The sequence below is a fragment of the Enterococcus olivae genome, from assembly GCF_053760925.1.
The window spans coordinates 194,834-220,871 of the sequence record NZ_JBSMVT010000001.1; the positions used below are offsets into that span (position 1 = coordinate 194,834).

Sequence of the window (26,038 nt, forward strand, 5' to 3'; positions counted from 1 at the left end):
TTTAAATTTTCATGGCTAGCATATTGGTTGTCAGTCCTGCAGCGGTTCCCAGCATTAGGATCGTGTCTCCGGAAGAAACTATTCCTTCATCCAGTGCTGTACACAAGGCAAAAGGGATCGATACAGAAACCATATTGCCAAAATCATCGACCAAATCAATATACTTTTCTGGTGAGAAGCCGATTTTTTTCATCAGTAAAGGCATCGCACGACTCGCTTGATGAGGGATCACCTGATCAATATCAGCTCTAGTCAAACCACTGCCGCTCAAAAAATCGTCAAACATCTTCGGTAGCTTTTTGATCGTTAATGAAAGGATTTTCGGACCAGACATGTCGAACATATACTCTGCCTTCGCGGCCTCGCTAAAATGATTCGGATGGAAATGAGTCAGTCCCCCACGAATTTCCGTCGCATGGGCTCCTTCAGACCAGGTACGCTGCATGCTGTAGAGAATCCCTTTGTCTTTGGAGCTAGAAAATACAAAAGCAGCCGCGCCATCACTGAACAACTCATAACTTTCTGTTTGATCGGGATTCAATCCTAGGGAACCTGTTTCACTGGAAACAACCAATACCGTCTGGTAACGTCCGGCTTCGATCAAATAGGAGCTTGTATCTAAAGCAGTGACGAAGCTGGTACACGTCGTGTTGATATCCATCGCAGGAATCTCGGTCCCTTTAGCTATTTGTTCGTGGATCAAGGCTGCCGTACAAGGAATCGGCTGGATTCCCACAGCACTCGCAGCAACAATGCAGTCGATCTCCTGAATCGAAAGATCGGCCTTTTCTAAGGCTTTCAAGCTGGCTGTAACTGCCAAAGTTAGCTGTGATTCTTCTCCTGAGATACGGTAACGCGTTTGATCTCCAAAATGAACGGTTCCTTTCGGCAGACTAGTGCCGTAGCCTTTGATTTCAATATGGTTCATGACTCCTCACCTCTTCTGAAAATTTACGTGCAATACGCTTTAGTTTTGTTGACTGATCCCATTGATAGGAAACGAAAGTAATTTTCGGTGCGATAAAGCAAAGATCTCTTGCTAATCGCTGAAATTCCAGTAAGAGCTGCTTTTTCTGCTCCGAGGTCAGCTCATCAACAGCTATCTCTACGGATTGTTTACTAAGCTGACTTACTTGATATTCATGTATATCTGAAACGAATAACAGACATCTGCGAATAAAATCTGGAAAAACAGAGACTGTTTCACCTGATTCATTCTCAAATAAAAAAATATCATCGGAGCGCCCCTCAATTTTTTCAATTCGTTGAAAGACTGAACCGCATGGACAGACTTCCTTTGATTCAACCAAAATATCATTCAATCGATACTTAATGATTGGCTGTGATGTTCGCTTAAAATCCGTGATGATTGGATAAAAGCGCTGTTCATCAATGTATTCCTTTTCGATCAGGACCAAATCTTCATTCAAATGAAGATGACCATATTCACAAGTACAGCCTAAAAAACCTTCCGTGCATTGGTAGATTTGATGAATGACTGACAAATCAAAACTTGATTTTAAATATTCTCGATCGGTTTCTTCCAAGATTTCAGCGACAGAGATGACCTGCTGAGGTTGGATTTGCAAGGTTCCCTGCTCTATTTCTTTTGCCAATGCTACTAGCATTGAGGCCGGAGCGATCAAAATCGTTGGCTGATAGTCGTTTAAACGAGCAAGATGATTTTCCAAAGGCAAATACATGTCAAAATAGGAAAGCTCGATCATTCGAGAGTTGATCGTTTGATACAATTGATTGTCCGCCCGCAGAAAAAAGGCCAGCTTGTGTCCTAAGAGTTTTCCTTTAGGGAGCATTTTTCCAAGAATCGTGCCTGCCCACAGTGCTTGCTCTTCTTCATTCGTAATAAACATTCCTCGATGACCGGATGTCCCTGAAGACAAGCCCACGGAGATTCCTTTGTAGTCTTGCGTGAACTCCCGATTTTTTTCACTGGCCAAGGCAATCGATAAGGCCGTTTCTTTATCGATGCCACGGGTATTCAGTTCGTCAAAATGGGTCATCATAAAAGACTTATCCATTTGAGGAAAGGGCGCATTCTCCGCTAGCTTTTGATAATAGGGGGAGTGTTTTCGCATATAACTGTATTGCTTGCTCAACTCTTTTTCTTGATAGTCTCTTAATTTTTCAATGCTCTTCCATCGACGTAGCCATCTTGCTTGTACAAACGGCCACACTAATTTTAGTTTATTCATCCAGTACCTCCCTCACTCTGGTTTCGGGATCATGACTGACGATCACCTTGATCCCAGCTTGTTGAATTTCCTGCAGTTTTTCCAAACTTTCAAAATAAGCGTCTAAACTGTTTTGAATCCATCCTGGAATGCTTTTGATTCTTCTAGAAAAAGGCAGCAGATCGATTCCCCAAACAATGTCAGCCGCCAAAAATAAATTTTTTTCAGAAATATACAAACAGCCCTGGCCTTTCGCATGCCCATCAAAAGAAGACAGCAGTAGACTACCATCAGCAAAAATATCCGAAACATTTTTATAAAGAAAACTCGAATTTGATTCATTTGTGGATAACTCCACGACTCGACTTTCGAAATCTTTTGGCAACAATTCTTTGAATATCAAGTCCTTCACGGTGTTCTTTCGATAATTTTGCATCGCGGCTTCCGTTAAAATAAATCGTGCTTGCGGAAATTGTTTCACAGCACCTATATGATCTGGATGTAAATGAGACAAGATGATCCAGCGAATCTCTTCTGCTCGTATTCCTTTTGCGTGTAACTGCTGATCGATCATCTGCTCTTTTTCCAATTGAATCGGCGTGACGAAACGATACAGAGAGTACTTGAATTTATTGCGTTTCAACTCAGTCGTGTAACCTGTATCATAGAGAATGTATCCTTCCGTCCGGTGTTTGATCAAAAAAACACCGGCAGGAAAAGTCAGTTGTTTTTTCTCACCGCCTTTGAACATCCAGTTCAAATGATTCGTACATGTTCCACAAGCAAAATAATCAACTTTCTGGATAATTGGCTGCATATTTTTTGATCCCTTCACTAATGGTCATTTTGGGACGATATCCCAGTTCGCGCTTGGCTCTTTCGATAGAGAGTGTCTGACTGTAACGTAATAAATACAAGGTATACTTGGTAAAGATCGGTTCTTTAGTGATCCGCAACGTCTGGTAAAGTTTTTCCAGACTTGCCGAAATGCCGTACATCACAGGATAAGGCAGCGAAATATATTTTTGCTCCAGCTGAAGCTCTTGCAACAATTCATCCAAGATCTGTTTGAAAGGCTGAGGTTCATCGTTGGTAATATTATAGGTTTGTCCTGTAGCCAAGGGGCTTTCTAAACTAAGGCGAATTGCTAAGGCGACATTTTCGACACAAGTGACATCCACTAACTGCTGTCCGCCGTTGAACAAAGGCATACCAATTTTTTGATGGACTCGAAGCAGTCGCGGAATAATGCTAGTATCCCCTACCCCAAACAAGCCTCTTGGACGCAGCACAACGGATGGAACATCTCGGTATTGCTTTATTTTGTTTTCTGCTAATATCTTGCTTTTGATATAAAAATTCAAGTCGTTTTTGGTAGGTGCTTCCGTCTCTTCAATGGACAATTGATCTTTGGCCGCCGCATAGATACTGGGTGAAGAGATAAAAACTAATTTTTGAATAGCATGCTTTCGACATGCTTTCAAGACGTTCTCAGTCCCAACCACATTGGTTTGATAAAAGTCCTCCCACTTCCCCCAAACAGTTGAGAGTGCTCCGGCATGAACCACCGCATCGACTCCCGCCAAAGCTTGCTCGATCTCTGGATAAGAAACAAAGTCGCCCTGCACAAAACGAACCTGATCGTTTTCCAGCGTCCGACCAATCCTTTCATTCCTACCAAAAGCGACGACTTGATATTGGTGTGCCGTCAATTCTTCCACGATATATTTTCCCAGAAAACCTGTTGCTCCTGTCACTAAGACCTTCATTTTTTCACCTTCCTGTCAGACGTTCGATTTCTTTTTCCAGTAATTTATCTGGTTGATATTCCTGCCACTTCGAACTCAAGTTTATTAGTGCTGGCCAATCTTTTGTGACCAGTTTTTGAAAATTTTTCAGAATCTGCTGAGTATTGTTTCGATTCGCAACCAGAGCAACACCAGCCCATTCGGCTCTAGCCGCATAATCGAACTGATCATAATCATGGGGCAGGATCAACGCTGGTAGCTGTTCTTTGATACAATGGTACAAAATTCCTGCTCCACCATGATGGATCACATAGTCCACCTGAGGCAATACCTGCGAATAAGGCAAATAACCATAAACTGTCACATTTTCTTTTATCTTCGAAATTACTGCTTCTTGCTGAGTATCTCCAAGCGAAACTAAAAATTGTAGCTGAGGATGCTTTTCTGCCAAGCTACTGACCAATTGCAGCAGTTCATCTTTTCCCCACAATAAATGCGTACCAATCGTCACCAGAACATAATGTTTCTTTGAATCTAAATTAATTTTCGCTGTTTCAAAGGATGCACAACAAGGTCCAGCCCATTGAAATTGCGCAGGAAAGTCTGTCCGAAACTCCATCTCTTTCATTCCTAAACCTAAAATAGAATAAGGAGAATAAATCGTTTCCTCGTCCTTGTCATTGTAAAGTTGAAAATCATAAGGTGCCAAAGGCTTTTTCAATAGCCAAACCACTAGTTTTTTAAAAGTCCGAACTGTTTTTCTGCCAAAATAATCTCGACGTTTTCCCAAAGAAGTCTTCTTTGGTCGCCAGCCACCTAAATAACTGGGCGTTTCACTTCGGCTTTCAATAGCAAAAGGAGTGGGAATCGTCGTGATCCAGGGAATATCCAATTGTTTGCAGACGATCCCCGCAGGTACCGCTACAAAATCCGCAATGACAAGATCCGTCTGATTCTCTTTTATTTCTTTGTTTAGAAACTCAATGACCTCCGGAATGATCGTCATATTTTGTTTCAGCTGCTGATACATACCCAAAGGACTGATCTGTGTTGATGTATTAGCGATCGTCTCCATTTTGGTCGGTTCATCCGGAAAAAGCGGGATCACTTTCAAGCCAAGCTTTGAAGCAATCTCAACTTTTTGCATGCCTGTAAAAAGCCGGAATTCATATTTTTCATTCTTTAATAAAGGTTTGACTAGCTCAAGTAACGGATAAAGATGACCGCTAAAGGGAACAGCGACCAGATCGATCTTGATTTTTTTGGATGTTTGCATGAAGTACCTCCTTCACTTGAGGATTCGTCAAATAATCATGGTGTCCACAGGGGACAAGAGCATCTGGTATATGACGATCCAATATTCGTGAATAACAGTCATTTTTCCCTTTGATAATGCAGCTGTTAGCGATTTGGATTTTCTGATAAGAAACTGGTCCTAACGAAAATACCTGTAGACTTGGATGCTGTAAAAGTGGTGAAATCTGCGTCAGCATGTTAAGTCCCGAACTTTGCGTGACAATGATTACATCTTCTAATGCTAGCAGTGGTTGTAAATGTCTAATCAACTCTGCTTTAAATTCCTTGTTCCACAAAGTATGACGATAGTAATCAATATTACTTAAACTGGCAGAGAACAAATCAGGAAATTGCGTCTCCCGATGAGCAAACTCACTATTGTAAGGAAAATTAGAGGGCACGACCTGATAACCATAGGCAACAAAGGTCTCTAAAAATCGGCTTTGTTCTTGCGTCAAACTTGCATGACTATAATGACTGCTCCCACTCAGTAAAAGTATCGAACGAGAGTTTTTCAACAAGGTATTTTCTACCTGTAATTCTTTTAAACTGCTCAAATAATTTTGAAAGCTAGACATAGCGGATCTTCCCATCGGTTACCTTGATTTTTTTATTGCGCCATTGAATGATGGGCGGTGTCATGATCGTATAAATGAACAATACTGGCAAAAGCAAATCATTCAGCACTTCATAAAAGATCGCTCGATTCTTTTCTTTTTGTTCGAGTACCTTGTTTCTAAACTGACTTAGCAACAGAGCTTTTCCAATAAATAGCAAAAGACTCGTTACTAGAAATTTCCAACCCAAAAACAGGCTAAACAACAGCAAAAGCCCTGGCAGAAAAGATGGGACGATAACCAATAGGAACAAGGCCAGTGACGGAAAAGTTTTCATATAGATAGCAGCGAACAGCAGCCAGCGTTTCATCAGTAACACATATTTTTTTGGTTCCAGAACCGTGTTTCTGACATTACAGGGAATCCGACTTTGGATGATTTTCACTCCTTGTCGCTGTAGAAAAGCTGCAACGGCTAAATCATCACACAATTCATATTGAACCCTTTCAAAAACATTTAGTCGGCAAAAAGTCTCCGTCCGGCTGATGTAAAACATGCCGTTGATCGTTTGATTGGCCTGAACTCTGGCCATCGAAAAATAGGTCAGCAACGAATTACTATTGACAAAAGCCGCCACTAGCTTTGACCAGATTCCTGTTTGCCCATCATTATAGGGAATCCCTGTCACGATCCATTCGTCTGTCCGTTTTTCATAGTGAGACATCTCATCCAAGCGTTTGCGATTGAAGACGGAATCATCATCTAACACAATAAAATACTCCGTTTGGATCTCTCGTATAACTTGCTTCAGCTTATAAACCTTTGGATTGACCTCCTGAGGCACATCGTCCAGTAAAACGACTCTAACTCTTCTCGCATGATCGGCTTCCTTTAAAATAGTTGCCGTAATCTCCTGAGCAACCGGATCGCTCTTATCCACGAGCCAAATAAAAAACATCTCACTGGTTTGTAGCAAATTGGCTCTCAGGTCCTCTTCCAAACGCGGATCACCAGATAGAATCGGCTGCAACACTGTATAATTTTTCTCATTGATTCTCTGACTTGTCCCCGTCTGCTTCACATAAAGATCCGCCAATCGCCAGCGAAGAAGAAAGAAGAAGACAAAACTAACAAGAATAATCCAATAAAATGTAAGCATCTACAACACTCCTTTTCGAAGGTAACTACCGACTACTCGCAAACGAATTTTGGTAGGCAACATTTCTAACATTTTAGTCAGCCACCAATTTCGGTAGCCGATGATCACATAGCTTTTATTCTTACGCGATACTTTTCGGATTCGTCGAGCAACGGTTTCTGGAGACATTTGAAACAGTCTCGCCCAAGATCCCTGTTGAAACTCTGTCGTCATTTTTTCTTCAAAAAAATGGGTTTTAGTGGGACCTGGACAAACGGTGACCACGCGAACCTTTCCATCGATCCGCCGTAATTCCTCATATAGTCCCAGAGAATAATGAAAAAGTCCGGCTTTACTAACTCCATAGACGGTCATGTAGGGATGTGTATAAAAAGCCGAAGTCGAACAAACATTCAGGATCATTCCTGATTTTTGGGAAAGAAATTGCTGGGCAAAGGCTTTGGCTAAAATCAGCGGCGCCATCAAATCAACCTGAATCTCCGCTATTTCCTGATCCAAGGTTGTTTTTTGAAAATCACCGGTCTCACCTACACCGGCACAATTGATCAAACAATCGATGGTGTATTTCTGTGGGATTTTTTTTACAGCTTCCAAATCTCTCAGATCAATCTCAAGAATCTCGCAGGAAGTCTCTAAGCTGCAGATTTCATCAAAAACAGCATTGAGCTTTTGACGATTTCGTCCAGCTAAAATCAGGTGGGTATATTCTTTGGCAAACTCTTTGGCCAGAGCTCTGCCAATCCCTGAAGAAGCGCCTGTGATCAAAACTGTTGTCAAAACCTCCACCCCCGTTCTTTTCGTTACATTGATTATCTCAAAAAAAGCAAAGGCATTCAATTGTACAGTCCTAAAGCAAAAAAATGTAAAAGCAAAAACAAATTTGTAAAGAAGATAAAAAGAAGCAATTACTCCCCTAACTGCTCGTTTATATGCTATAATTTTATGGCTATATTTTTTAGGAGGTCGACTGAATGAACGAGCGTCAACTCGAACAACAGCATGTGGAAATGACAATTCAAATCATTGAACATGAAGAAACAATGATCAAAAAGCAACAAGAAAACATCCAGGAATCCTTCCAATCTCAACTAAAGGAAATTTCTGAAAAAAAGATCAATACTGGTTCTGAAGAGGCTTTTTACGAGTCTGTTCTAGAATATCAACAACACGAGCAAGAGCTATTGATGCGTTACCAGACCGCAGAATCACAAGAAAAAAGATTAAAGACCTTGTCGACTATGTCTGGCAATCCATATTTTGCCCGCATTGACTTTACTGAAGGCAATGAACCGAAAGAAACTCTCTATTTGGGGATCGCCTCTTTGAGAGACACCAAAGAAGAAGCGCTGGTTATCGACTGGCGTGCACCGATCGCTAACCTGTACTACGAAGGGGAGCTCGGAACTACCTTTTATCAAACGGACACGGATCGATTTGAGGTCGATTTACTATTGAAGCGTCAGTTCAAGATCCAGGATGGCGAATTGCTATCGATGGTCGATACCTCAGAAGTGATCAATGATGAATTTTTATTGGAGATTTTGGATGAAGCTTCTTCTTCACAAATGAAAAACATCGTGTCAACGATTCAAAAATCCCAAAATCAGATCATTCGCGACACGACCAGCAAAGTTATGCTGATCGAAGGGATCGCCGGCAGTGGAAAAACATCGGCTTTGCTACAACGTGTGGCTTTTCTATTGTATCGAAATCGCCGTTGGCTGGATGATGAGCAGGTCTTACTGTTTTCTCCCAATCATCTGTTCTCAGATTATATTGCGATGGTTTTGCCTTCATTAGGAGAAAGTGAAGTACCTACCCGTACCTTCCGTTCTTTTCTTCAACAGCTCTTGCCCACTTATGAGATTACTAAAGAAGAACAACAGGAAGAAAATTTTCTGACAGGCATAGATGATCGTGTGGAAAAACTAAAAAGCGGTTTGTCACTGATCAATAAAATTCCAGAATATATTGAAGGTATCACCGCTTTTGGTCCTCTGTTCCGCGATTTGAAAATCATGGGTGAAACCTATATCACTAAGAAACAATTACGAACCTGGTATCAAGACACTAATCCGCAGTTGCCTTTGTATCAACGAAGCCAGCTACTACAGACGAAGGTCTTGAAAAAAATAGGTGGTCTTGAAAGAGACGAAGCCAAAAAACAATGGGTCAAGGAAGCCACCCGCGAAAAAGTGCAGGAGATCTTCGAAAATGATCCTCACTTGGAAGATTCAGAAGAAAAGGAGCGCCAATTGTTCAACAAAGTACGCCGACAAATCGTTCGCAAGAAGTTTCGGGCAATGACTCGCGGCGTCCATCGCTTCCAATTCATCCATTTTCCTAAACAGTATTTGCATTTTCTTCAACAAATAGATCCAGAATTGTTGAACAGTGCCGGCATTTCTCAGGAAAAATGGTCAGAAGCAGCCAATCAAACACGCACGAACTTTACACGTAAACAACTGACACAAGAAGATGCCTTGTTATACACGGTTCTGCTTCGTGGTCTGTATCCTTTACCGGTAGAACAAAAAGCGCGTTTTATCTTTGTCGATGAAATGCAAGATTTTCCACCTGCGCAGGTTGCGTTGCTACGTTCTTTGTATCCAAAAGCTGGTTTGACCTTATGTGGAGACCTCAATCAAAAGGTCTTTGGTAACGAAACGATCGTTCACTCCTTGGAGCAACTTTTTCCAGATCAAGAAGTGACCCGTTATCAGTTGACAACAAGCTATCGTTCTACAGAGGAGATTACTACTTTTGCCAATCAGTTTCTTGCTCAAGAAGAACAGGTACAAACAACGGCGCGCAGAGGAGATCTACCACGAATCATAGAAACAAGACAACAGTCAGAAGCCTTGGATTGGTTGGAAAACCAATTGGCAGATACTGAAAAAAATCGTCGCTGGCGGACAGCCATCATTTGTAAAACGGCGAAAGAATGTGAAGAGCTTTATGCGGCCCTTTCTGAAGAGATGCAAAGAAATATTCAGCTGATTGTTTCAGAAGAAAACTTCATGAAACGTCCGATCTTGATTATCCCAGCATTTTTAGCAAAAGGCTTAGAATTTGACCGCGTGTTCGCTTGGAATATTAGCGATAATTTCCAAAACGCTCAGGATCAGCTGATTCTTTACACGATTGCTACTCGGGCAATGCATGAATTATCAATTCTTTCTATTCAAAGTAAGAGTCCTTTATTGCAAGCTATTGATAGTCACAGTTATATGAAAGAATAGAAAAAAGGTTCTGATGTCTCAACATCAGAACCTTTTTTACATCAGTGGTGCAAAAACTTTCAGCAACCAACCAGCTATTTTGACCCAGCCGGATATTTTTTTGACATCACTCATTTCTACTCGCTGAGATTGCTTCAGCGTTGCTTGGAAATCGTTTTCGATCTCTTTTAAGACGGGGGGGTTCTCCATATACAATCCACATTCAAAATGATGGTAAAAACTTCGGTAATCAAGATTAACTGTGCCAACAGTTGCTCTTTTATCATCACAGACAAAAACTTTGGCATGAATAAATCCCGGCGTGTATTCATAGAGCTGAACACCTGCTTCCAACAAGAGCTTATAATGGCTTTTAGCAAGAGAAAAAGCCGTTTTTTTATCTGGTATATGCGGTAAAATGATCTGAACTTCGACACCTCTTTTGGCAGCTAGACATACAGCCGTCTCCATTTCAGAATCTAAAATCAGATACGGTGTCATGATGTGAACATACTCTGTCGCTTTGTTCAAAATATCGAAATAAACAAATTCCCCTGCTCGGTCCTCATCCAAAGGATCATCCCCATATGGAATCACGAACCCTTCTGTCTCAAAGATTTCCTGAGGTCGATGAAGCCACTTCGCAAAGTCAACTACCCCATCATCCATTGCCCACATTTGTAGAAACATCAACGTAAAGCTATCGACAGCCTGTCCTTGGATTTTGATTGCCGTATCTTTCCAATAGCCGAAACGTTCGATTGCGTTAATGTACTCATCCGCCAGATTGATTCCACCAGTAAAAGCCGTTTTTCCATCGATCACGCAGATTTTACGATGATCTCTGAAATTGTAGGCAGTCGAGACAAAGGGACGAATCGGTGCAAAAACTTTACATTTGATCCCTAATTTTTCCAGTTGTTTAGGATAATTGTGAGGAAGCTGGGAAAACTCATTGAAGCCATCATACAAAAAACGGATTTCCACGCCCTCTTCAGCTTTTTCAATCAAAATATCTAAGATTGTGTTCCACATTTTTCCTTCGCTCACAATAAAATATTCCATGAAAATAAAGGACTTCGCACACTTCAATTCTTTCAGCAGATCTTCGTATTTTGCCTCACCAGTCGGATAATACTCTAGGTGAGCATTGGCATAGATCGGATACGAACCCGTACGGGATAAATAGTTGGCGATCCCCAGCAAATCCTTTTCCTCACTCAGCTGATCATGCAATCCGGGAGTCTCCTGAATCAGATGATTACTCTCCTGTTTGATATGGATCAATCGCCTCTTCTCTAAACGATGGCCTAATTCCAATTTCATATAAAAATACAAAAAAATCCCAATGATCGGCAATACGGTGAACAGAACCATCCAGGTTAGCTTGACACTTCCGTCACTGCGACTATTGATCAAATAAATATAGCCAAAAATGTTGACGACGATTGCGCCTCCATAAAAGACATGCACATAATTCGTCGACACATATTGAAAAATAGCAAACAACAGCAGAATCTGCAGCAATAAAAACAGCAACGCTATACCAAGTCGGCTGAAAATAAGCTGTAGCAAGCCTTTCTTTCCTTTGTGGATCAGATACGGTGATTCTTTTCTTTTATCCATGTTTTTCTCCTACGCTCATTCATTTCTTTCCTATCATACCAAAAAGACGAAAAGAAAAAAGCTGAACCGACTCAGCTTTTCCTTTAAAATCAAATAAAGAATGTTGTGTTGGGATATTTTAGTTGAATCACTTTTAAAATCATCTGTAATTCTTCCACATTTTCTTTTCTATTCGCGTCAAAAATCTTACTGTGACGACCGATCTGCTTGTTTTTGATCAGTCTGTGCTGACGATTCCAATACATAAACTCTTCTAGTGTTTGAAACTGACTGATTGGAAAACCTGCCCCATCAACAATCTCAGACAGACGGAAAGCTACATAAGGACTATCGATAATGTGATAGTCGCCTCTCTCCTTCTTCTTATTATAATCCATGATGACCTTCTTTGGTCTAAATTTCAGCAGCCAATCCAACAGATAAAAAAATCCTGTCATACGAGTCAATTCTTCAAATAACAAATTTGATTCAGGTGAGGTTCTAAAAACCAATGGAATAAGATATTCGTCTTTATAAATCAACATGGGTGCTCTAGAAACAGAGCAACCTAAATAACGATTCAGATAACTTGCTCCTCGATAATCCCCTAATCGATAGCCTTGAACCCCTAAAGATTCATACATCCGGCAAAGTCTTGAACAGTCTGCAACTGAAACAGCCATTTCAGACTGCTTCTCGTAACCGCTTAAAATTCGATCAAAGGGTTGTAAAACAATTCGTTCTGCCATTTTTCATCCCCCTGTTTATCAAATTCAATTTTTCTTTTATCATACCATAATTTCAAATAACAAACGATGGATTTGCTAGTTCAAAAAATATTTTTTTCGTATAATCTATGACCTTCTCAGCCATCGCAAGATCATACACAAATCCGGCACTTTTTGCTAGCGCTTGTGCTTCTTCATGAAAAAATCGCTGTGTTTCAAGCAAAGACTCTTTGATCTGTTCCTCATTGGAAAAATTAAGTATTCCAGAAAAGCGCTGAACTTTTTCAGGAGCTAACTTAGGAAAAAGAAATTTGTAATTTTTTCCTAGATCCATACTTCCTTTTTTCTGTACTAGCTGCCAACCAAGTACACGCAATAGCTCCTGCTGACAAATTCCATAAAGATGATCGATTGCATAGTTCTGCTCTCTTCGTGCAAGACCTTTTACGACATAGGTCGAGACCCACCAAAATTTATTGCAGCAATCTTGAAAAACGGTATTTGTTGCAGCTACTGTCTGATAGCTTTTATGGGACAATCCTGTTTTTCCTGCAAGTATTTTTTCTGGATCTGACAGAACCTTGATCATTGGTTCTTCTTGTAGCCACACAGAAAGCTCCGAAAGTGGACACAAGGTCAAATCGATTCGAACACCGTCTTCAAATAACATCAAGAAAGTAAAACGCTCCCCTAGAGAAGGTGGGAACAAGGTCATTTCTTCTGGTGTCTGCATGATTAAGCGCGGACCAAATTTTTCCAACCAGCTTCGATTGTTTACTAACGATTCTTTGTCCTCGATCAGATAAACGATATCATAGTCCTGAAATCGGTCTTTGGCTAGCTTTTTATTAGCTCTTGAACCGCTCATAGCCACTGCTCGGACATCCAACTCCTTGGCAACGCTCAAGATCAATGAAATCATCTCTTTTTCTGTTCTCAAAAAAATGCCCCCTTTTTCGTTCATTCTATCACATAAGAAGATAAATTCGTCTGTTTTTCAGACAAAAAACAATCATAAAACTAAAAATAGCAAAAATAAAATAATATTTTTATTTTATACTAAAAAATAACTAAAAGCGGCCGATAAAAATAGTAAATAAGCAGAGGAGTGTGTGTAAATTGAAAATACCGCCAAGTAGTACATCTTCTTTTTATTCTCAACCAACTGTTCCAAAACCTGAATCGAAAGAAAATGAGCCTAAAAAAGAACAAGAAACCAAAGTTGAACAAGTTCCTAAGCCAAAAGTGAAAAAGGTTCAAAAATATCCCGAAGGTGCACAACACTGGGCTGAACAGATTCGCTTGCATCATCCAGAAAAATACGCTGAATGGGTGGCGCGGCACAAAAAAAAAAAGTCAATCTGGCTATCCAGACGTTTCAATCCTGCCTCATGGCTTTTCGATCAAAGATTACTACGCAGAACAATTTCCCGAGGAAAAAGAGGAACACTAAAGGAGAGGCCTTCAATCGGCTTCTCCTTTAGTGTTTTATTCATCTGAAAGTGTAATGATATCGATCATCAATCTGGCAATTTGAGGATCAAATTGCTTACCGATATTTCTTTCGATTTCTTCGATCGCTTCCTCAACTGTCATCGCCTTGCGATAGACCCGATCATTTGTCATTGCATCAAAGGAATCTACCACAGCAAGTATTCGGCAAGCCAACGGAATATTCTCCCCAGAAAGTCCATGAGGATAGCCTTTACCATCCCAACGTTCATGGTGTAGCAAAATCAAATCTGCAATTCCAGCCAATTCTGGCGTCTCACGAGCAATCCGATAGCCTATCTCTGGATGGCGACGCATCTCGTCCCATTCCTCTGCAGTCAAGGCTCCTGGTTTCTTCAAAATATTCGGATCGATCCCGACTTTCCCAATATCATGTAATAGCGCCAATAAAGCCAGCTCGTCCATTTCTTTGGAAGACAAACGCAATTTCTTTCCGATCAGGTGGCAGAAATGTTCCAAACGTTTGGAATGTTCCTCTGCCTCATTGCTCTTTTCATAAAGTGTTGCTAACAATGTACTAATGAACGAATTTCTAAAGCTCTTGCCATTCAAGAGTTTTTGTTGATACATATATTTTTCTGCCTGCTGTATCGCAGCTGAGATGCTGCCTTTTTCTCCATGAGCATAGGCACAGCCTAGTGAAAGACTAAGTGGCAGATTACTACCTTCGATCGTGACTTGGGCATCTTTGATCTCTTGAATGATTTGTTCTGCTTCTTCCAAATTTTTATTAGGCATTAGAATAACAAACTCATCACCGCCCATCCGCACGATGATATCCTTCTCACTACAATATAACTGCATCAGCTGGGCGGTATTTTTCAACAAGTCATCTCCCGCTTTATGTCCAAAAACATCATTGGTGATTTTTAATCCGTTGACATCGATCATAATTACTGAAACGGCCTCCAGACCGGACCTTTCAAGCTTGGGAATCTTTTCATCTAAATAACGACGATTGAAAACACCCGTCAAAGCATCGTGATAACTTAAAAATTCAATTTTTTGATTTCTGGCTTTTTCTTCACTTACATCGCGAAACACCATGACTACACCAAGAATCTCAGAAAGATTGGATTGGATCGGTGCCGCACTGTCAGCAATCGAGACGGTCTCCCCTTTTTTATTGATCAATTGCGTGTGTGCATCTAAACCAACAACTGTTTCCGTCTCTAACACCTGCTGAATCGGATTTCTTGCAGGAAGCCCAGTCTCTTCATTCTCTAATACAAAGATCTTGGTGAACGGCTGACCAATCGCTTCCTTACTGGTCCAGCCTGTCAATTTCTCTGCGACATTGTTTAAACTAGTGATCATGCCCTGGTTGTCGGTGGTCACTACGCCATCACCGATCGATCGCAAAGTCGTCCGCAAAAGTTCTTTTTCTCGAAGCAGTTCATTTCGAAAACGCTCCCGGTCGGTCGTATCGAACAAAATAGAATAGATCAATTTTTCCTCGCCATCGTCAATGACTGAAGCATAAACGTCTAGGATCTTGATCTCACCATTCTTCATTTTATGAGGAGCGGCAAGAAAGCTGATCTTGCTTTTATCGGTTTCATTAAATCCTTTTTTCAGATATTTTTCTGGTAATTGATTGAATTCATGGATCGATTTACCGACAAGATCTTCCTTGGTTCCACCATAATAACTACAGGCAGCGTTATTAACATCCACGATTGTGTTTGTTTTCATATCGATCAGCACCTTCAATGCACTATGCTGGTCAAACATCGCTTGTAAACGATCCGTTAAATTTTGATTGCGAGACTTTTCTGCTCGCAATTCTTTTTTATTGAATAAAAATTGATAAAACAAAACAAACGCTAACAGAGAAGTTAAGAAGATCGTAATGATACTGACTCGAACAACATCTCTAAAAATATTCGTCGAACGGAAAAGAACATCTGGTTCACGAACAAAGGACAGTAAAAACCACTGATTGTATCCCACTGGCACAGCTGAAACATAATAGGTCTGATTCGCCCGTTCAAAAGTAGTACTGTTGATCTCATTAGAACGAATGATTCCAGCGATCTTTCTAATATCTTCTTTCTCCAAATTGAAATCACTCAACGCATTGAAGAGATTCCCTTTTTCTTCAGGAACAAAGCTATTAAAAATCAGTGTGCCATTACTTTCAACAATACTGCTTTTGACATCCTGATAGACTGCGCTATCGTGCTGATCAGGAAGAATATCGTCAACGTAGATCACTGTATAGAGCACACCAGTGGTTACACCATTTTCGATAAGGGGAACAATCACATAAAGAAAATATTCCTGCTCTTCTTCACTGTAACAAATCTTGCTGATCACCGTCTCTCCACGAAACAACTGCTGCAGTTCCTCCTGTTCACGAGAGCGAATGAAAGAAGACAATTCTCCTGTACGAATATCTTCCATCGTTGTGTAGTCGATTTTATAGGTTGGATTGGTTTCATTGCGTCGTTTGATAAAGGATTCTACCGATTCATTCTCTGCATGTCTCAACATCGTCTCAGTTGTCTGAATCGACCTTTTGGCTCCATCGATCGAATTTTTGATTGCCTCCCCATCACTTTCTGTATGGATATTCAATGCTGTAGAGATCATTCCTTCGTATTCTGCATTCAACTTTGCTCTTTCTCTCGAAAAAAGCAAGACGATAGAAGTAATAAACAATAGAACACATAGAAGCAGAATCAACACCGATCGCATATTTGTAAACGAAACAAATTTATTCTTGATTATTTTCACACTAGTGACCTCACTATCACGCTAAGGTAAATTGGAACAACTAAAAAACAAAGACCGTCCTTTGACAGCCTATATCCAGTCAAAACAACGGTCTATCGCACTCCATCATAGCAGAAAAAAAGTCAGAAAGATAGAAAAAAAGAACGGCGATCGTGTCCTTCTATCGCTACAGATTAGATAGCTATATTTGGGCTTGATCACAACAGCATTCTCTCATTCTTCAGCTGAAGCAATTGGAAATCATCTATAACTATTTTTACTTGCTTTCTTCATCTTCTGGCTCTTTTTCAAGATTTCCGATAATACATTCCTATCGAGTCAGGTGCCGTCTCGACAAAGCCAAATTGTTTATATAAATATTTCGCCTTACCATCTGCAATTAGACTAATATAGGCTTTTTTCGGAATAGATTGTTCAATATAGGTCTGCAGTTCTTCCATGATAACTTTTCCAAACCCTTGCCCTTGATGGGCCGGATGAACAGCAATATCGACAATTTGAAAAGCTGTTCCACCATCACCGATGATTCTCCCCATACCAACTAATTGATCACCTTCTCGTAAGTAGACTCCGTAGATGCTATTTTCTAAAGCCTGCTCAACGTAGGCTTCGTCTCGCGCAGACAATCCTGCTACTTGTCTTAACTGTAAATATTCTTCTACACTAGGTAAAATCGTTGTCCCTTCCATTCAATATTCCTCCTAAAAAAACAGCCTTTCAAGCAATTTCTCAAAAGACTGTCTAATTATTTACTAAGCTAAATATCCCATTGGGGTCTATGATTTGCTCGTCTATTCTTTGTTTATGCTACGGTTATTCGCCTAAATCAACATTATGGAAGATTTTTTGAACATCTTCTAGATCATCTAATACGTCGATCATTTTTTCGAATTTTTCCAAATCTTCTCCGTTTAGAGCGACCTCGTTTTGAGGTACCATTTCCATTTCAGCGACACTGAATTCTTCGATGCCTTTTTCTTTTAAGGCTTCTTGAATCGCATGGAAATCTTCTGGCTCACCATGAACGATAATCTGTCCTTCTTCTTCTTCCACATCACGAACATCGATGTCTTTGTCCATCAAGTATTCTAGAATCTCATCTGCATCTTCTCCTGCAAACCCAAACAAAGCTGTGTTATCGAACATGTAAGAAACAGCACCAGAAACACCCATGTTCCCACCGTTTTTACCAAATGCCGCTCGAACATCTGCTGCGGTACGATTCACATTGTTCGTCAACGTATCTACGATGACCATTGAACCATTTGGACCAAAGCCTTCGTAGCGCAGTTCAGAAAATTGTTCATCCCCAGAACCCTTAGCTTTTTCGATGGCACGATCAATAATATGTTTTGGCACATTATAGGTTTTCGCACGGTCAATAACAAATTTTAATTTTTGGTTTGAGTGTGGGTCAGGATCACCTGATTTCGCTGCCGCATAAATCTCAATCCCAAATTTAGCGTAAATTTTACTGTTGTTTGCATCTTTCGCAGTTTTCTTTGCTACGATATTTGCCCATTTACGACCCATAATCTCACTTCGCTTTCTATTTTTTCTTTTCACTTTCAGTGTGAAAATCGTCCTTTACCATTATACTTTGCAGAAACGAATCTGTGAAGTATTTTCTTACATGCTTTTGATTCGAATCGGAATTTTTCCAAAGTTTTGTTCCTCGATCCGGGAATTACCCATTTGATACAGCTTGTCTGTTCGAATGGCCAGCGGGTACATTTGTTCCTCGGTCTTGCCAATCTTTGAGATCCATGGTAGCTGAAAATCGGGTTTTTTCTCTTTCAAATATTGCTGTCCTTTTTCATTAAAACCTAGGACATGTAGGAAATTCTTTTGCCAAGCTGCTTCGATCTCTGCTGTTTTGATATTTAACAAAACATAACTCAGTAAGCGTTGGATCCTTGTTTGAGTATATCTTTTTGTCTTTACTGAATCTACAAATTCAGTAAAGCTCTCCGCTTCATGGATCAATTGTTTCAATCGATATTCCAATCCCTCAACCATTTGATAGATTTCCTGCAGTTCTTCCACAGTACTAGAAAGAATGCGATATTTCAGTAGTGGCCAATAATTTTCCCAAGTAATTTGATAATTTTCCAAGTCTTTTTTTGTTTGCATCGGAACGACCGACTCAATCCTTTCTCCTCTAGCAACTGCCCGGCGAATCGCCGTTGCACTGGCAATTCCCTCATTGATAGTTGTCGAATGGTATTCGGCGCCCACTCTTTTCACAGGGATCGCTCTCATCGGCCTGGAGAACTTAGCATTTTCCTGCGCATAGCTCAAAGCTAAAACATGATTCGGCTGATCCTCCTGCAATATCAACTTCGGATAGACTTGGCGAAAGACCTCTGTCATTTTTTGTGCATAGGTCATCGCAGGATCATCCAATTGCTGAAAGGTTTGATTGATTACTCTCTGATTATTGGTCACAAAATCTCCAAAAGCTTGATAATCAAAAGCATCTGAAGCATCCGTACCAAAACAATAGCTGTCACACTGCAGGGCTTGCAACAACAAGATCCCTCCCCGTGCAAAATAATCAGCAGACTGTAGCGACCAATGGACAGGGAGTTCGATCACCAAATCAACACCATTTTGCAAGGCTTCCTTCGCCCGAGCCCATTTGTCAATCACAGCCGGTTCACCCCGTTGTAAAAAATTGCCACTCATGACAGCAATCACGACATCGGCTCCTGACTGCTTGCGAGCACTCTCCGCATGGTATTTATGTCCGTTGTGAAAGGGATTGTATTCTACGATAATTCCACATGCTCTCATTGATCTTCACCTTCTTTGACCCTCGTATTTACTGTCTAGACTTCTTTCAAAACGTATTCAGCATAGAAAACTTTGATTCGCTGGTTTCTAAACATAAAAAATAGTTGCTTCAGGCAATTCTGCTTTAATCAGTTGATACATCTGCAAAAGATGTGGTTGGTGTGCTTCTGTTGCCTGGAATATGTATTCTTCAAACATGGTTATCCTCCTTCAAAAAAAGACAAAAATATCCGAACAAGCTAGAATGACTTTCACTAAAACTAGGTGAATTTGCGACGAGGATCCCTTGGACCACAGAAGCAATCTTCTATATGTTCGGATATTATACTGTTGAACGCCTTATATCACAGCATCTTACTTGTGACAAACAAAAAACCAGCGACGACTTTTTTCATTTGGCTCACTGTCAATAAAATCTGCATAGGCTTCTACACGACTGAAGCCAGCATTCTCTAAAAGCATCAAGTAAGTATCCAATGAGTAGGTTCTTTCTTGATGAAGTTCGTCTTCTCGAATGAAGTGCCCTTCTTTGTCTTCCACAAAAAAAGTCAAAAAGTGTTCAATACTATGGGGCTCTTCTCCCAGATAACTGTCCCATAGAAAAGCGAATTCCTCCGTTTGATAATGATAGCTGTAAGAAGGAAAGACTTCATCGATCTGATAAGTAGAATGAACATCAAAAATAAAACAGCCTTCATCGTCCAATATTTGATGGACACCATCAAATACCTGTTGGACATCCATTTCGTTTTGCATGTAGCAGATCGAATCAGAGAAACAGGTGACTGCCTGATAGCTTCCCACTTCAGTCAAATCCAGCATGTCTCCTGCTACAAACTGAACATCCACTTCGGCCTCCTGTGCACGACCACTAGCGATCATCAGCATTTCCTCTGAAAGATCGAGGGCTGTCACATCGAAGCCGACTTTGGCAAATTCGACTGCCAAAGCCCCTGTACCACAGGCTAATTCAAGAACTTCTCTGCGTTCGCCTAAATGACGCAAGGAAAAATCCAGCCATCGTTGATATAAGCTAGTATCCATAACCTCATCGTAGACGAAGGCAAATGTTTCATAAGCCATAATTACTCAACAGTCCATTCTGTAAGATCGACAAGTGGTGCATCCGACCAAAGTTTTTCAAGATTGTAAAAGTCACGTTCAGAATTGCTAAAGACATGGACGATTACTTCGCCTAGATCGATCAAGACCCACTTGCCTCCATCTTTTCCTTCTACCCGTTTGATTTCCACTTGTGCTTCTTCTTCTTTTTCAATGACTTCATCAATGATCGCATTGATCTGACGTTCACTGTTTGCTGAACAAATGACAAAATAATCCGCCAATAGCGAGATTTCTCGCACATCTAGTGCCATAATGTCTTCTGCGTGTTTTGAATCTGCTGCTCGAACAGCGATCTCTAAAATTTGTTTACTTTCTATGATGATTCCCTCCTCGGTCACTTTTTAGCGACCCATCTATTATACGTTTCAATTGTTTTTGGATAAATGGTGGCTTCTTTTTTTACTAGATAGCTCAAAGTATGCTTGGTTTCATAAGACACTGCCATGTCTAGATCTTCAAAAGCGATTTTTCTGGCTTCCTCCACTTTAGGAAAACTGCGACCAGGCTCAATGTAATCAGCTACATAGATCACTTTGTCCAGCAAGGTCATCTCTGCGGCGCCCGTCGTGTGCAACCGAATCGCTTGTAAAATTTCTTCGTCCGTGATACCCAATTCTCTTTGCACCAAATTAGCTCCAACAATGCCATGCCAGATCTCATTGCCCCAATTCAAGAGCTCCGGATCCAAACCGTCATGACGAATAGTCTCTTGAAATTCTGCGTCTTTCCGCTCTTTTGCATAATCATGTGTGAGAGCAGCAATACTAGCTTTTTCCATCGAAGCCCCGTATTTTTCTGCCAGTTGCAGGGCAGCCTGTTCTACACCCAGAACGTGCCGAAAACGTTTCTCACTCATCTGAGCTTGAACTTTGCTAACTAGCTCTTCTCGACTGATATCAATGTATTTTTCACTATAATCCATCTAGGTACAGCCCCTTTTCCTGAATATAGTTTATCACATTTTGCGGAAGGAAGTAATTGACCGAACATCCTTGCGCGATTTTTTTCCTTAGGCTTGTCGAACCAACTTCCATCAAGGGAACATCGATCCAAATGATCGGATAAGGCGTTTCCGTTGCGTAGTTTGGACGCTTGACGCCAACAAAATTTACCAACTGCATCAATTCATCGATCTTGTACCACTTCGGTAAATATTCAACCATGTCTCCTCCGATGATGAAAAAGTAATCCGTATCTGGATGCTTTTCCTTTAATAATTTCATCGTATCAAAGGTATAGCTTTTACCTTCTCGATCAAGTTCGATCGGTTCAATATCCAGCAATGGATTGTCTGCAACAGCCAACTCTAGCATCCGCAGACGATGTTCGGAAGCGATCGTCTTTTTTTCATCGATATGAGGGGGCTGATTTGATGGCATCAGCAACACTTTTTCCAATCCCAGTGCATTTCCCACTTGGTCGGCGGTGATGAGATGCGCGATATGAACAGGATTAAACGTTCCGCCAAGAATTCCTACTTGTTTTCTTGGTGCAGTTACAAGTGGTTCTTCTTTCAAGATCGTTTGACTCCCGCTGATTCGTTCGCTTAGCAACTCAAAGCCCTCCCTTTAGATTTCTCGAACGTTTGCTGAGATTTTTCGGTATTTTTCTTGTGACGATGGCTTGTAAACAACCAGTACGCGTCCAATGATCTGTACGATGTGACACTTTAGAGTTGCTTCCAATTCTGAAGCTACATCTTCAGCGATCTCGTCTGTGTTTTGCAGTAGCGAAACTTTGATCAATTCACGTTTTTCCAACGCTTCACCGATCTGAACGATCATTGCATCGTTCACGCCACCTTTACCAATTTGAAAAATCGGTTGTAAATGATGGGCTTCACTTCTTAAATAGCGTTTTTGTTTTCCTCTTAATTCCATTTATTTTCTCCTCTGTCTCTCTTGTTCTATACTACTTGTTGCGATTGGCTTAGATCAGTGCCTTTCTTCTCAATACGTCGACTCCCTTTGGTGCCCAGCCAGCTACGACACCAGGCTTCGTCACAGTGATCCAGCCAAGTCCGGCAAAAACGATATCGGTTTTTTCTTTGACTGAGAACTCAAAACGAACCAATTCAGGAAAATCAGTGACCTCTTCAGCACGTGGTGGCTGTAACAAGCCTCCTGCATGCTTTTCATAAAAATCAGTGGCCTTCTCCAATTTTGTTCGATGAATCTCCACATCATTCGACACATAGGCAATAAATGAACTGCGCTCTCCCTGAATAAAGTCAAATCTCGCTAAGCCACCTAAAAACAACGTCTGTTCAGGATTCAATTGGTAGGATTTCGGCTTGATCTCTTTATGCGGTGCGACGATCTTCAAATCCTTTTTGCCTAAGTAATGAGCCATCTGGTGTCGATGAATGATTCCCGGGGTGTCAATCAAAGCCTGCCCATCCTCTAGAGGAATCTCAATCTTATCCAGCGTAGTACCCGGGAAACGGGAAGTCGTGATCAATTCCTGAACACCTGCCGTTTGACGAATGATCTGATTGATCAAAGTCGATTTGCCGACATTGGTCACACCGACCACATACACATCCCGTCCTTCACGAAAATGCTCGATTGTATCCAACAGAGCCGACATCTCATTGGGTTTCTTCGCACTTGTGAGCAAAACATCCACCGGACGAAGCCCCGCTTCATGTGCTCGCTCCCGCATCCACTGTGTCAATTTGGATTTTTTCAAAGATTTTGGCAAAATATCGACTTTGTTTCCGACTAACAATACAGGATTATCTCCCACAAAGCGGTGCAATCCTGGGATCAACGAACCATTAAAATCAAAAATATCCACCACATTGACGATCAGAGCCTCTTTTTGTCCTAATTCATTAAGCAAACGTAAAAAATCATCATCTGTTAATGAAACATCTTGGATCTCATTGTAATGACGCAATCTAAAACAACGCTGACAATAGATTTCACCGGTCTCAAGACCTTTTTCAAGCGCAGCTTTCGGTGTAAAGCCCAGTCCTTCTTTATTCTCGGTCTGAATTTCAACACCACAACCGATACATTGAATTGTTTCTGTCATTAAATTTCACCTTTCCATTTCATTTCAGGATGTTTGTTCAAAAGATGTTTCATAATTTTTCGTTCCAAAAACCGATTAAACTGTGTCTTCCAGCTGTCTGTTTCTATGACTGGTCGCACAAGAATACTGCGGATGCCTGCACTGTTGGCAGCTTTCACATCCGTCATGATCTGATCACCAATCATAACGATAGACCCTTTGTCTACATTTAGTTGTTTACAGGCGCGGTTGATCCCACTGGCTAATGGTTTTAAAGCACGCGCAACATAAGCAAGGTCAAAGTTTTTGAGCGCCCTTTCCACACGTTCAGAGTTATTATTGGAAACAACGATCACAGGAATGTTCGCCTGCCTCATTGATTCCAGCCAATGACGCAGTTCCTCCGTCCCATCTGGATTGTTCCAAGCGATCAATGTATTGTCTAAATCTGTCAAAACGGCTTTGATGCCGTGTTTTTGTAATTGTTCAGGAGTCACTTTATAAATAGCATCTACCATCCAAGTTGGTTTATAATTTGAAAACATAATTTCTCCTCATAGTCAAAAAATGAAGGAGTACCAAAATGCACTCCTCAACCCTTGATTATACAGTAAATCTAGTGAAATGAAAAGCGTTCTTATTTACAGATTTACTGATAGATAAACTGAATACGAGTATTCTTATCGCCTCTTTTAGATAGTCCGCCTTCACTACACAAAAAATCGATTGGTTCTGTTCCGACATTGACTCTTTTTGAACCGTTTTTCTCAAAGAATACATTCTGTCAATCATTGATAGAATGATGGCAAGTAAAATTTCTGATGCTCTTCAAATTCTTTGCCGATCTGCAGCAATAAATCTTCTCGTCCTTTCGCCGCCATGAACTGAATTCCCAAAGGCAATTTTTCTGCTGTAACAAAGGTTGGCAGACTGATTGCCGGCTGTCCCGTCAGATTAGCTAACTGTGTATAAGGAGAAAGTGCCAAGCTCTTCTCAAACATTTGATAAATCAACTCGGCAGCTTCTTCTTGAGACAGCTCTTCGATATGATCTAATCCTTCACGAATCATATCGCTTTGCAGATCATCCTCGATTTTGGGTGCTGTATATGCAGTGGCAGGCGATAAAAAGAGATCGTATTGTTGAAACAGGCTTTCCATTTGATAGGCAGCGATGTCCCAGCTTTGCAACGACTGGACATAACTTGCTGCTGAAAGTTTCCGACCATACTGATAAATCCCCCAAGTCATTAACTCCATGTCTTCTTTGGTCACTTGCCGCTTCAACGATCCTGAGATTTCCTCGAACATTGCAGCCGTTTCGGCTCCATTCATCTGATAGTACTCGCGAATCAGTCGTTGTCCATCAACTGGATACGTAATTTCTAAGACTTCATGTCCCTGTTCAACCAAAAATTGAATAGCGTCTTCTGTTGCTTGGATCGCTGCTTGAGAAACAGTACTACCCACAGGCGATACAGTTGACACAGCAACCCGTAATCGTCTTTTATTCGCGGCCTGTTGATGCTGCCATTCACTTTGTGGTGCTTGATATGGGGCAGACGTTTCCGTTCCTCTCATCTTATAGAATAAGGCTTCGGTATCCCTCATCGAAACAGTCAAAGCAAAGGAAATCGATGCACCTTGCCAGCCCCGCCAACCAGATGGTCCCACCGGCATCGTTCCCCGACTTGGTTTCAGTCCTATGAGTCCGTTAAAGGATGCAGGAATACGAATCGAGCCACCGCCATCGCTGGCTGCTGCTAATGGAAACATCCCGGAAGCAACAGCTGCTGCTGCACCCCCACTCGATCCACCAGCGGAATAGGCTTCATTCCATGGATTCCGTGTCTTCCCATAGATCTCAGCATCTGTAACATTCTTAAATCCAAATTCCGGCGCTGCCGTCTGACCTAAAGGAACTAATCCACAGCTTTCCAATTTCTGAACAAAATGATTGCTGCGTTTCGCACGTTGCTCAACAAACAAACGACTGCCTGAAGTACTCAACCAACCTGCTTTTGACTGCCCCAACATTTTCAAGGGAATCGGCAGTCCGCCAAAAACACGTTCATTGATTTGGGAACTCGTAGCGTATTGCTGCAACGCACTCTCTTTCTCAAAGCTGACCATTGCGTTCCATTTAGGATTTTCTGCTTCTATTTTTTTTGCGACAGATTCAACATATTCTTCAAAAGAAAGCTGTCTTGTCTTCAGCTTCTCTGCCCAATACAAACCATCTTTTACCATATTTTCTCACCTCATCTCCTTTTTACCATAATTTTGGATGGTTGCCTATGTAAATGGATAAAAAAGCTTGAAAACTCTTACAAAATGTATATT

At 41.0% G+C, this 26,038-nt stretch carries 25 protein-coding genes; 2 read left to right on the forward strand and 23 right to left on the reverse strand.

Annotated features, from left to right (window positions below; genetic code table 11):
- Position 1: 1 nt before the first annotated feature.
- The 8 genes from ACWODM_RS01135 to ACWODM_RS01170 are packed head-to-tail and all read right to left on the reverse strand — an operon-like array spanning position 2 to position 7,729.
- The gene (locus ACWODM_RS01135; RefSeq protein WP_455319520.1) at positions 2–928 is read right to left on the reverse strand and encodes a 3-oxoacyl-[acyl-carrier-protein] synthase III C-terminal domain-containing protein; all 927 of its coding nucleotides are present in this window, start codon (positions 926–928) and stop codon (positions 2–4) included.
- Entirely contained in the window at positions 915–2,213 is a 1,299-nt protein-coding gene (locus tag ACWODM_RS01140) for a F390 synthetase-related protein (RefSeq protein WP_455319521.1), read from the reverse strand. The genes ACWODM_RS01135 and ACWODM_RS01140 overlap by 14 nt, the downstream gene beginning before the upstream one ends.
- Entirely contained in the window at positions 2,206–3,009 is an 804-nt protein-coding gene (locus ACWODM_RS01145) for an MBL fold metallo-hydrolase (protein ID WP_455319522.1), read from the reverse strand. Before ACWODM_RS01145 ends, ACWODM_RS01140 begins: the two co-directional genes overlap by 8 nt.
- The gene (locus ACWODM_RS01150) at positions 2,984–3,961 is read right to left on the reverse strand and encodes an NAD-dependent epimerase/dehydratase family protein (protein WP_455319523.1); all 978 of its coding nucleotides are present in this window, start codon (positions 3,959–3,961) and stop codon (positions 2,984–2,986) included. Before ACWODM_RS01150 ends, ACWODM_RS01145 begins: the two co-directional genes overlap by 26 nt.
- Positions 3,962–3,965: 4 nt before the next feature.
- Entirely contained in the window at positions 3,966–5,216 is a 1,251-nt protein-coding gene (locus ACWODM_RS01155) for a glycosyltransferase (RefSeq protein WP_455319524.1), read from the reverse strand.
- Positions 5,167–5,814, reverse strand: a complete 648-nt coding sequence (locus ACWODM_RS01160) for a hypothetical protein (RefSeq protein WP_455319525.1) — start codon at positions 5,812–5,814, stop codon at positions 5,167–5,169. Before ACWODM_RS01160 ends, ACWODM_RS01155 begins: the two co-directional genes overlap by 50 nt.
- Positions 5,807–6,952 carry a glycosyltransferase gene (locus ACWODM_RS01165; protein ID WP_455319526.1) on the reverse strand — a complete coding sequence of 382 codons (1,146 nt, stop codon included), beginning with the start codon at positions 6,950–6,952 and terminating at the stop codon, positions 5,807–5,809. The genes ACWODM_RS01160 and ACWODM_RS01165 overlap by 8 nt, the downstream gene beginning before the upstream one ends.
- Positions 6,953–7,729 (reverse strand): SDR family NAD(P)-dependent oxidoreductase, encoded by a 777-nt coding sequence (locus ACWODM_RS01170; RefSeq protein ID WP_455319527.1) that lies wholly within the window; start codon positions 7,727–7,729, stop codon positions 6,953–6,955.
- A gap of 194 nt (positions 7,730–7,923) precedes the next feature.
- Here ACWODM_RS01170 and helD point away from each other — a divergent pair, with 194 nt between their 5' ends.
- Positions 7,924–10,194, forward strand: a complete 2,271-nt coding sequence (gene helD / locus ACWODM_RS01175; protein ID WP_455319528.1) for an RNA polymerase recycling motor HelD — start codon at positions 7,924–7,926, stop codon at positions 10,192–10,194.
- A gap of 36 nt (positions 10,195–10,230) precedes the next feature.
- Here helD and cls read toward each other — a convergent pair whose 3' ends face one another.
- The 3 genes from cls to ACWODM_RS01190 all read right to left on the reverse strand — a co-directional run bounded on the left by cls (position 10,231) and on the right by ACWODM_RS01190 (position 13,446).
- Positions 10,231–11,799, reverse strand: coding sequence for a cardiolipin synthase (cls, locus tag ACWODM_RS01180; RefSeq protein WP_455319529.1), 1,569 nt, complete (start codon positions 11,797–11,799; stop codon positions 10,231–10,233).
- 89 nt (positions 11,800–11,888) lie between these two features.
- Entirely contained in the window at positions 11,889–12,527 is a 639-nt protein-coding gene (locus ACWODM_RS01185) for a hypothetical protein (RefSeq protein WP_455319530.1), read from the reverse strand.
- Positions 12,528–12,579: 52 nt separating this feature from the next.
- The gene (locus ACWODM_RS01190; protein WP_455319531.1) at positions 12,580–13,446 is read right to left on the reverse strand and encodes an aminoglycoside 6-adenylyltransferase; all 867 of its coding nucleotides are present in this window, start codon (positions 13,444–13,446) and stop codon (positions 12,580–12,582) included.
- Positions 13,447–13,625: 179 nt separating this feature from the next.
- On the opposite strand from ACWODM_RS01190, the gene ACWODM_RS01195 reads away from it, so the two are divergent.
- Positions 13,626–14,006, forward strand: coding sequence for a hypothetical protein (locus ACWODM_RS01195; RefSeq protein ID WP_455319532.1), 381 nt, complete (start codon positions 13,626–13,628; stop codon positions 14,004–14,006).
- Here the strand turns inward: ACWODM_RS01195 and ACWODM_RS01200 are convergent.
- The 12 genes from ACWODM_RS01200 to ACWODM_RS01255 all read right to left on the reverse strand — a co-directional run bounded on the left by ACWODM_RS01200 (position 13,995) and on the right by ACWODM_RS01255 (position 25,945).
- Positions 13,995–16,757, reverse strand: coding sequence for an HD domain-containing phosphohydrolase (locus ACWODM_RS01200; RefSeq protein ID WP_455319533.1), 2,763 nt, complete (start codon positions 16,755–16,757; stop codon positions 13,995–13,997). The two genes, ACWODM_RS01195 and ACWODM_RS01200, sit on opposite strands and share 12 nt — an antisense overlap.
- Positions 16,758–17,044: 287 nt before the next feature.
- On the reverse strand, positions 17,045–17,446 hold the full coding sequence (locus ACWODM_RS01205) for a GNAT family N-acetyltransferase (protein ID WP_455319534.1): 402 nt from the start codon (positions 17,444–17,446) through the stop codon (positions 17,045–17,047).
- Positions 17,447–17,570: 124 nt separating this feature from the next.
- The gene (locus ACWODM_RS01210; protein ID WP_455319535.1) at positions 17,571–18,290 is read right to left on the reverse strand and encodes a YebC/PmpR family DNA-binding transcriptional regulator; all 720 of its coding nucleotides are present in this window, start codon (positions 18,288–18,290) and stop codon (positions 17,571–17,573) included.
- 96 nt (positions 18,291–18,386) lie between these two features.
- On the reverse strand, positions 18,387–19,553 hold the full coding sequence (locus ACWODM_RS01215; protein ID WP_455319536.1) for a nucleotidyltransferase: 1,167 nt from the start codon (positions 19,551–19,553) through the stop codon (positions 18,387–18,389).
- 354 nt (positions 19,554–19,907) lie between these two features.
- Complete coding sequence (locus ACWODM_RS01220) at positions 19,908–20,636, reverse strand: class I SAM-dependent DNA methyltransferase (protein WP_455319537.1); 729 nt, start codon at positions 20,634–20,636, stop codon at positions 19,908–19,910.
- A gap of 2 nt (positions 20,637–20,638) precedes the next feature.
- Complete coding sequence (gene rsfS, locus ACWODM_RS01225) at positions 20,639–20,980, reverse strand: ribosome silencing factor (protein WP_455319706.1); 342 nt, start codon at positions 20,978–20,980, stop codon at positions 20,639–20,641.
- A 32-nt stretch (positions 20,981–21,012) separates the two neighbouring features.
- Positions 21,013–21,600, reverse strand: coding sequence for a bis(5'-nucleosyl)-tetraphosphatase (symmetrical) YqeK (yqeK, locus tag ACWODM_RS01230; protein WP_455319538.1), 588 nt, complete (start codon positions 21,598–21,600; stop codon positions 21,013–21,015).
- Entirely contained in the window at positions 21,590–22,216 is a 627-nt protein-coding gene (locus ACWODM_RS01235; RefSeq protein ID WP_455319707.1) for a nicotinate-nucleotide adenylyltransferase, read from the reverse strand. The genes yqeK and ACWODM_RS01235 overlap by 11 nt, the downstream gene beginning before the upstream one ends.
- A gap of 30 nt (positions 22,217–22,246) precedes the next feature.
- Entirely contained in the window at positions 22,247–22,558 is a 312-nt protein-coding gene (yhbY, locus tag ACWODM_RS01240; protein WP_455319539.1) for a ribosome assembly RNA-binding protein YhbY, read from the reverse strand.
- Positions 22,559–22,607: 49 nt separating this feature from the next.
- A complete protein-coding gene (gene yqeH, locus ACWODM_RS01245; RefSeq protein ID WP_455319540.1) occupies positions 22,608–23,717 on the reverse strand; it encodes a ribosome biogenesis GTPase YqeH in 1,110 nt (369 codons plus the stop codon).
- On the reverse strand, positions 23,717–24,241 hold the full coding sequence (locus tag ACWODM_RS01250) for a YqeG family HAD IIIA-type phosphatase (protein ID WP_455319541.1): 525 nt from the start codon (positions 24,239–24,241) through the stop codon (positions 23,717–23,719). The genes yqeH and ACWODM_RS01250 overlap by 1 nt, the downstream gene beginning before the upstream one ends.
- Positions 24,242–24,484: 243 nt before the next feature.
- Complete coding sequence (locus ACWODM_RS01255; protein WP_455319542.1) at positions 24,485–25,945, reverse strand: amidase; 1,461 nt, start codon at positions 25,943–25,945, stop codon at positions 24,485–24,487.
- Positions 25,946–26,038: the final 93 nt, after the last annotated feature.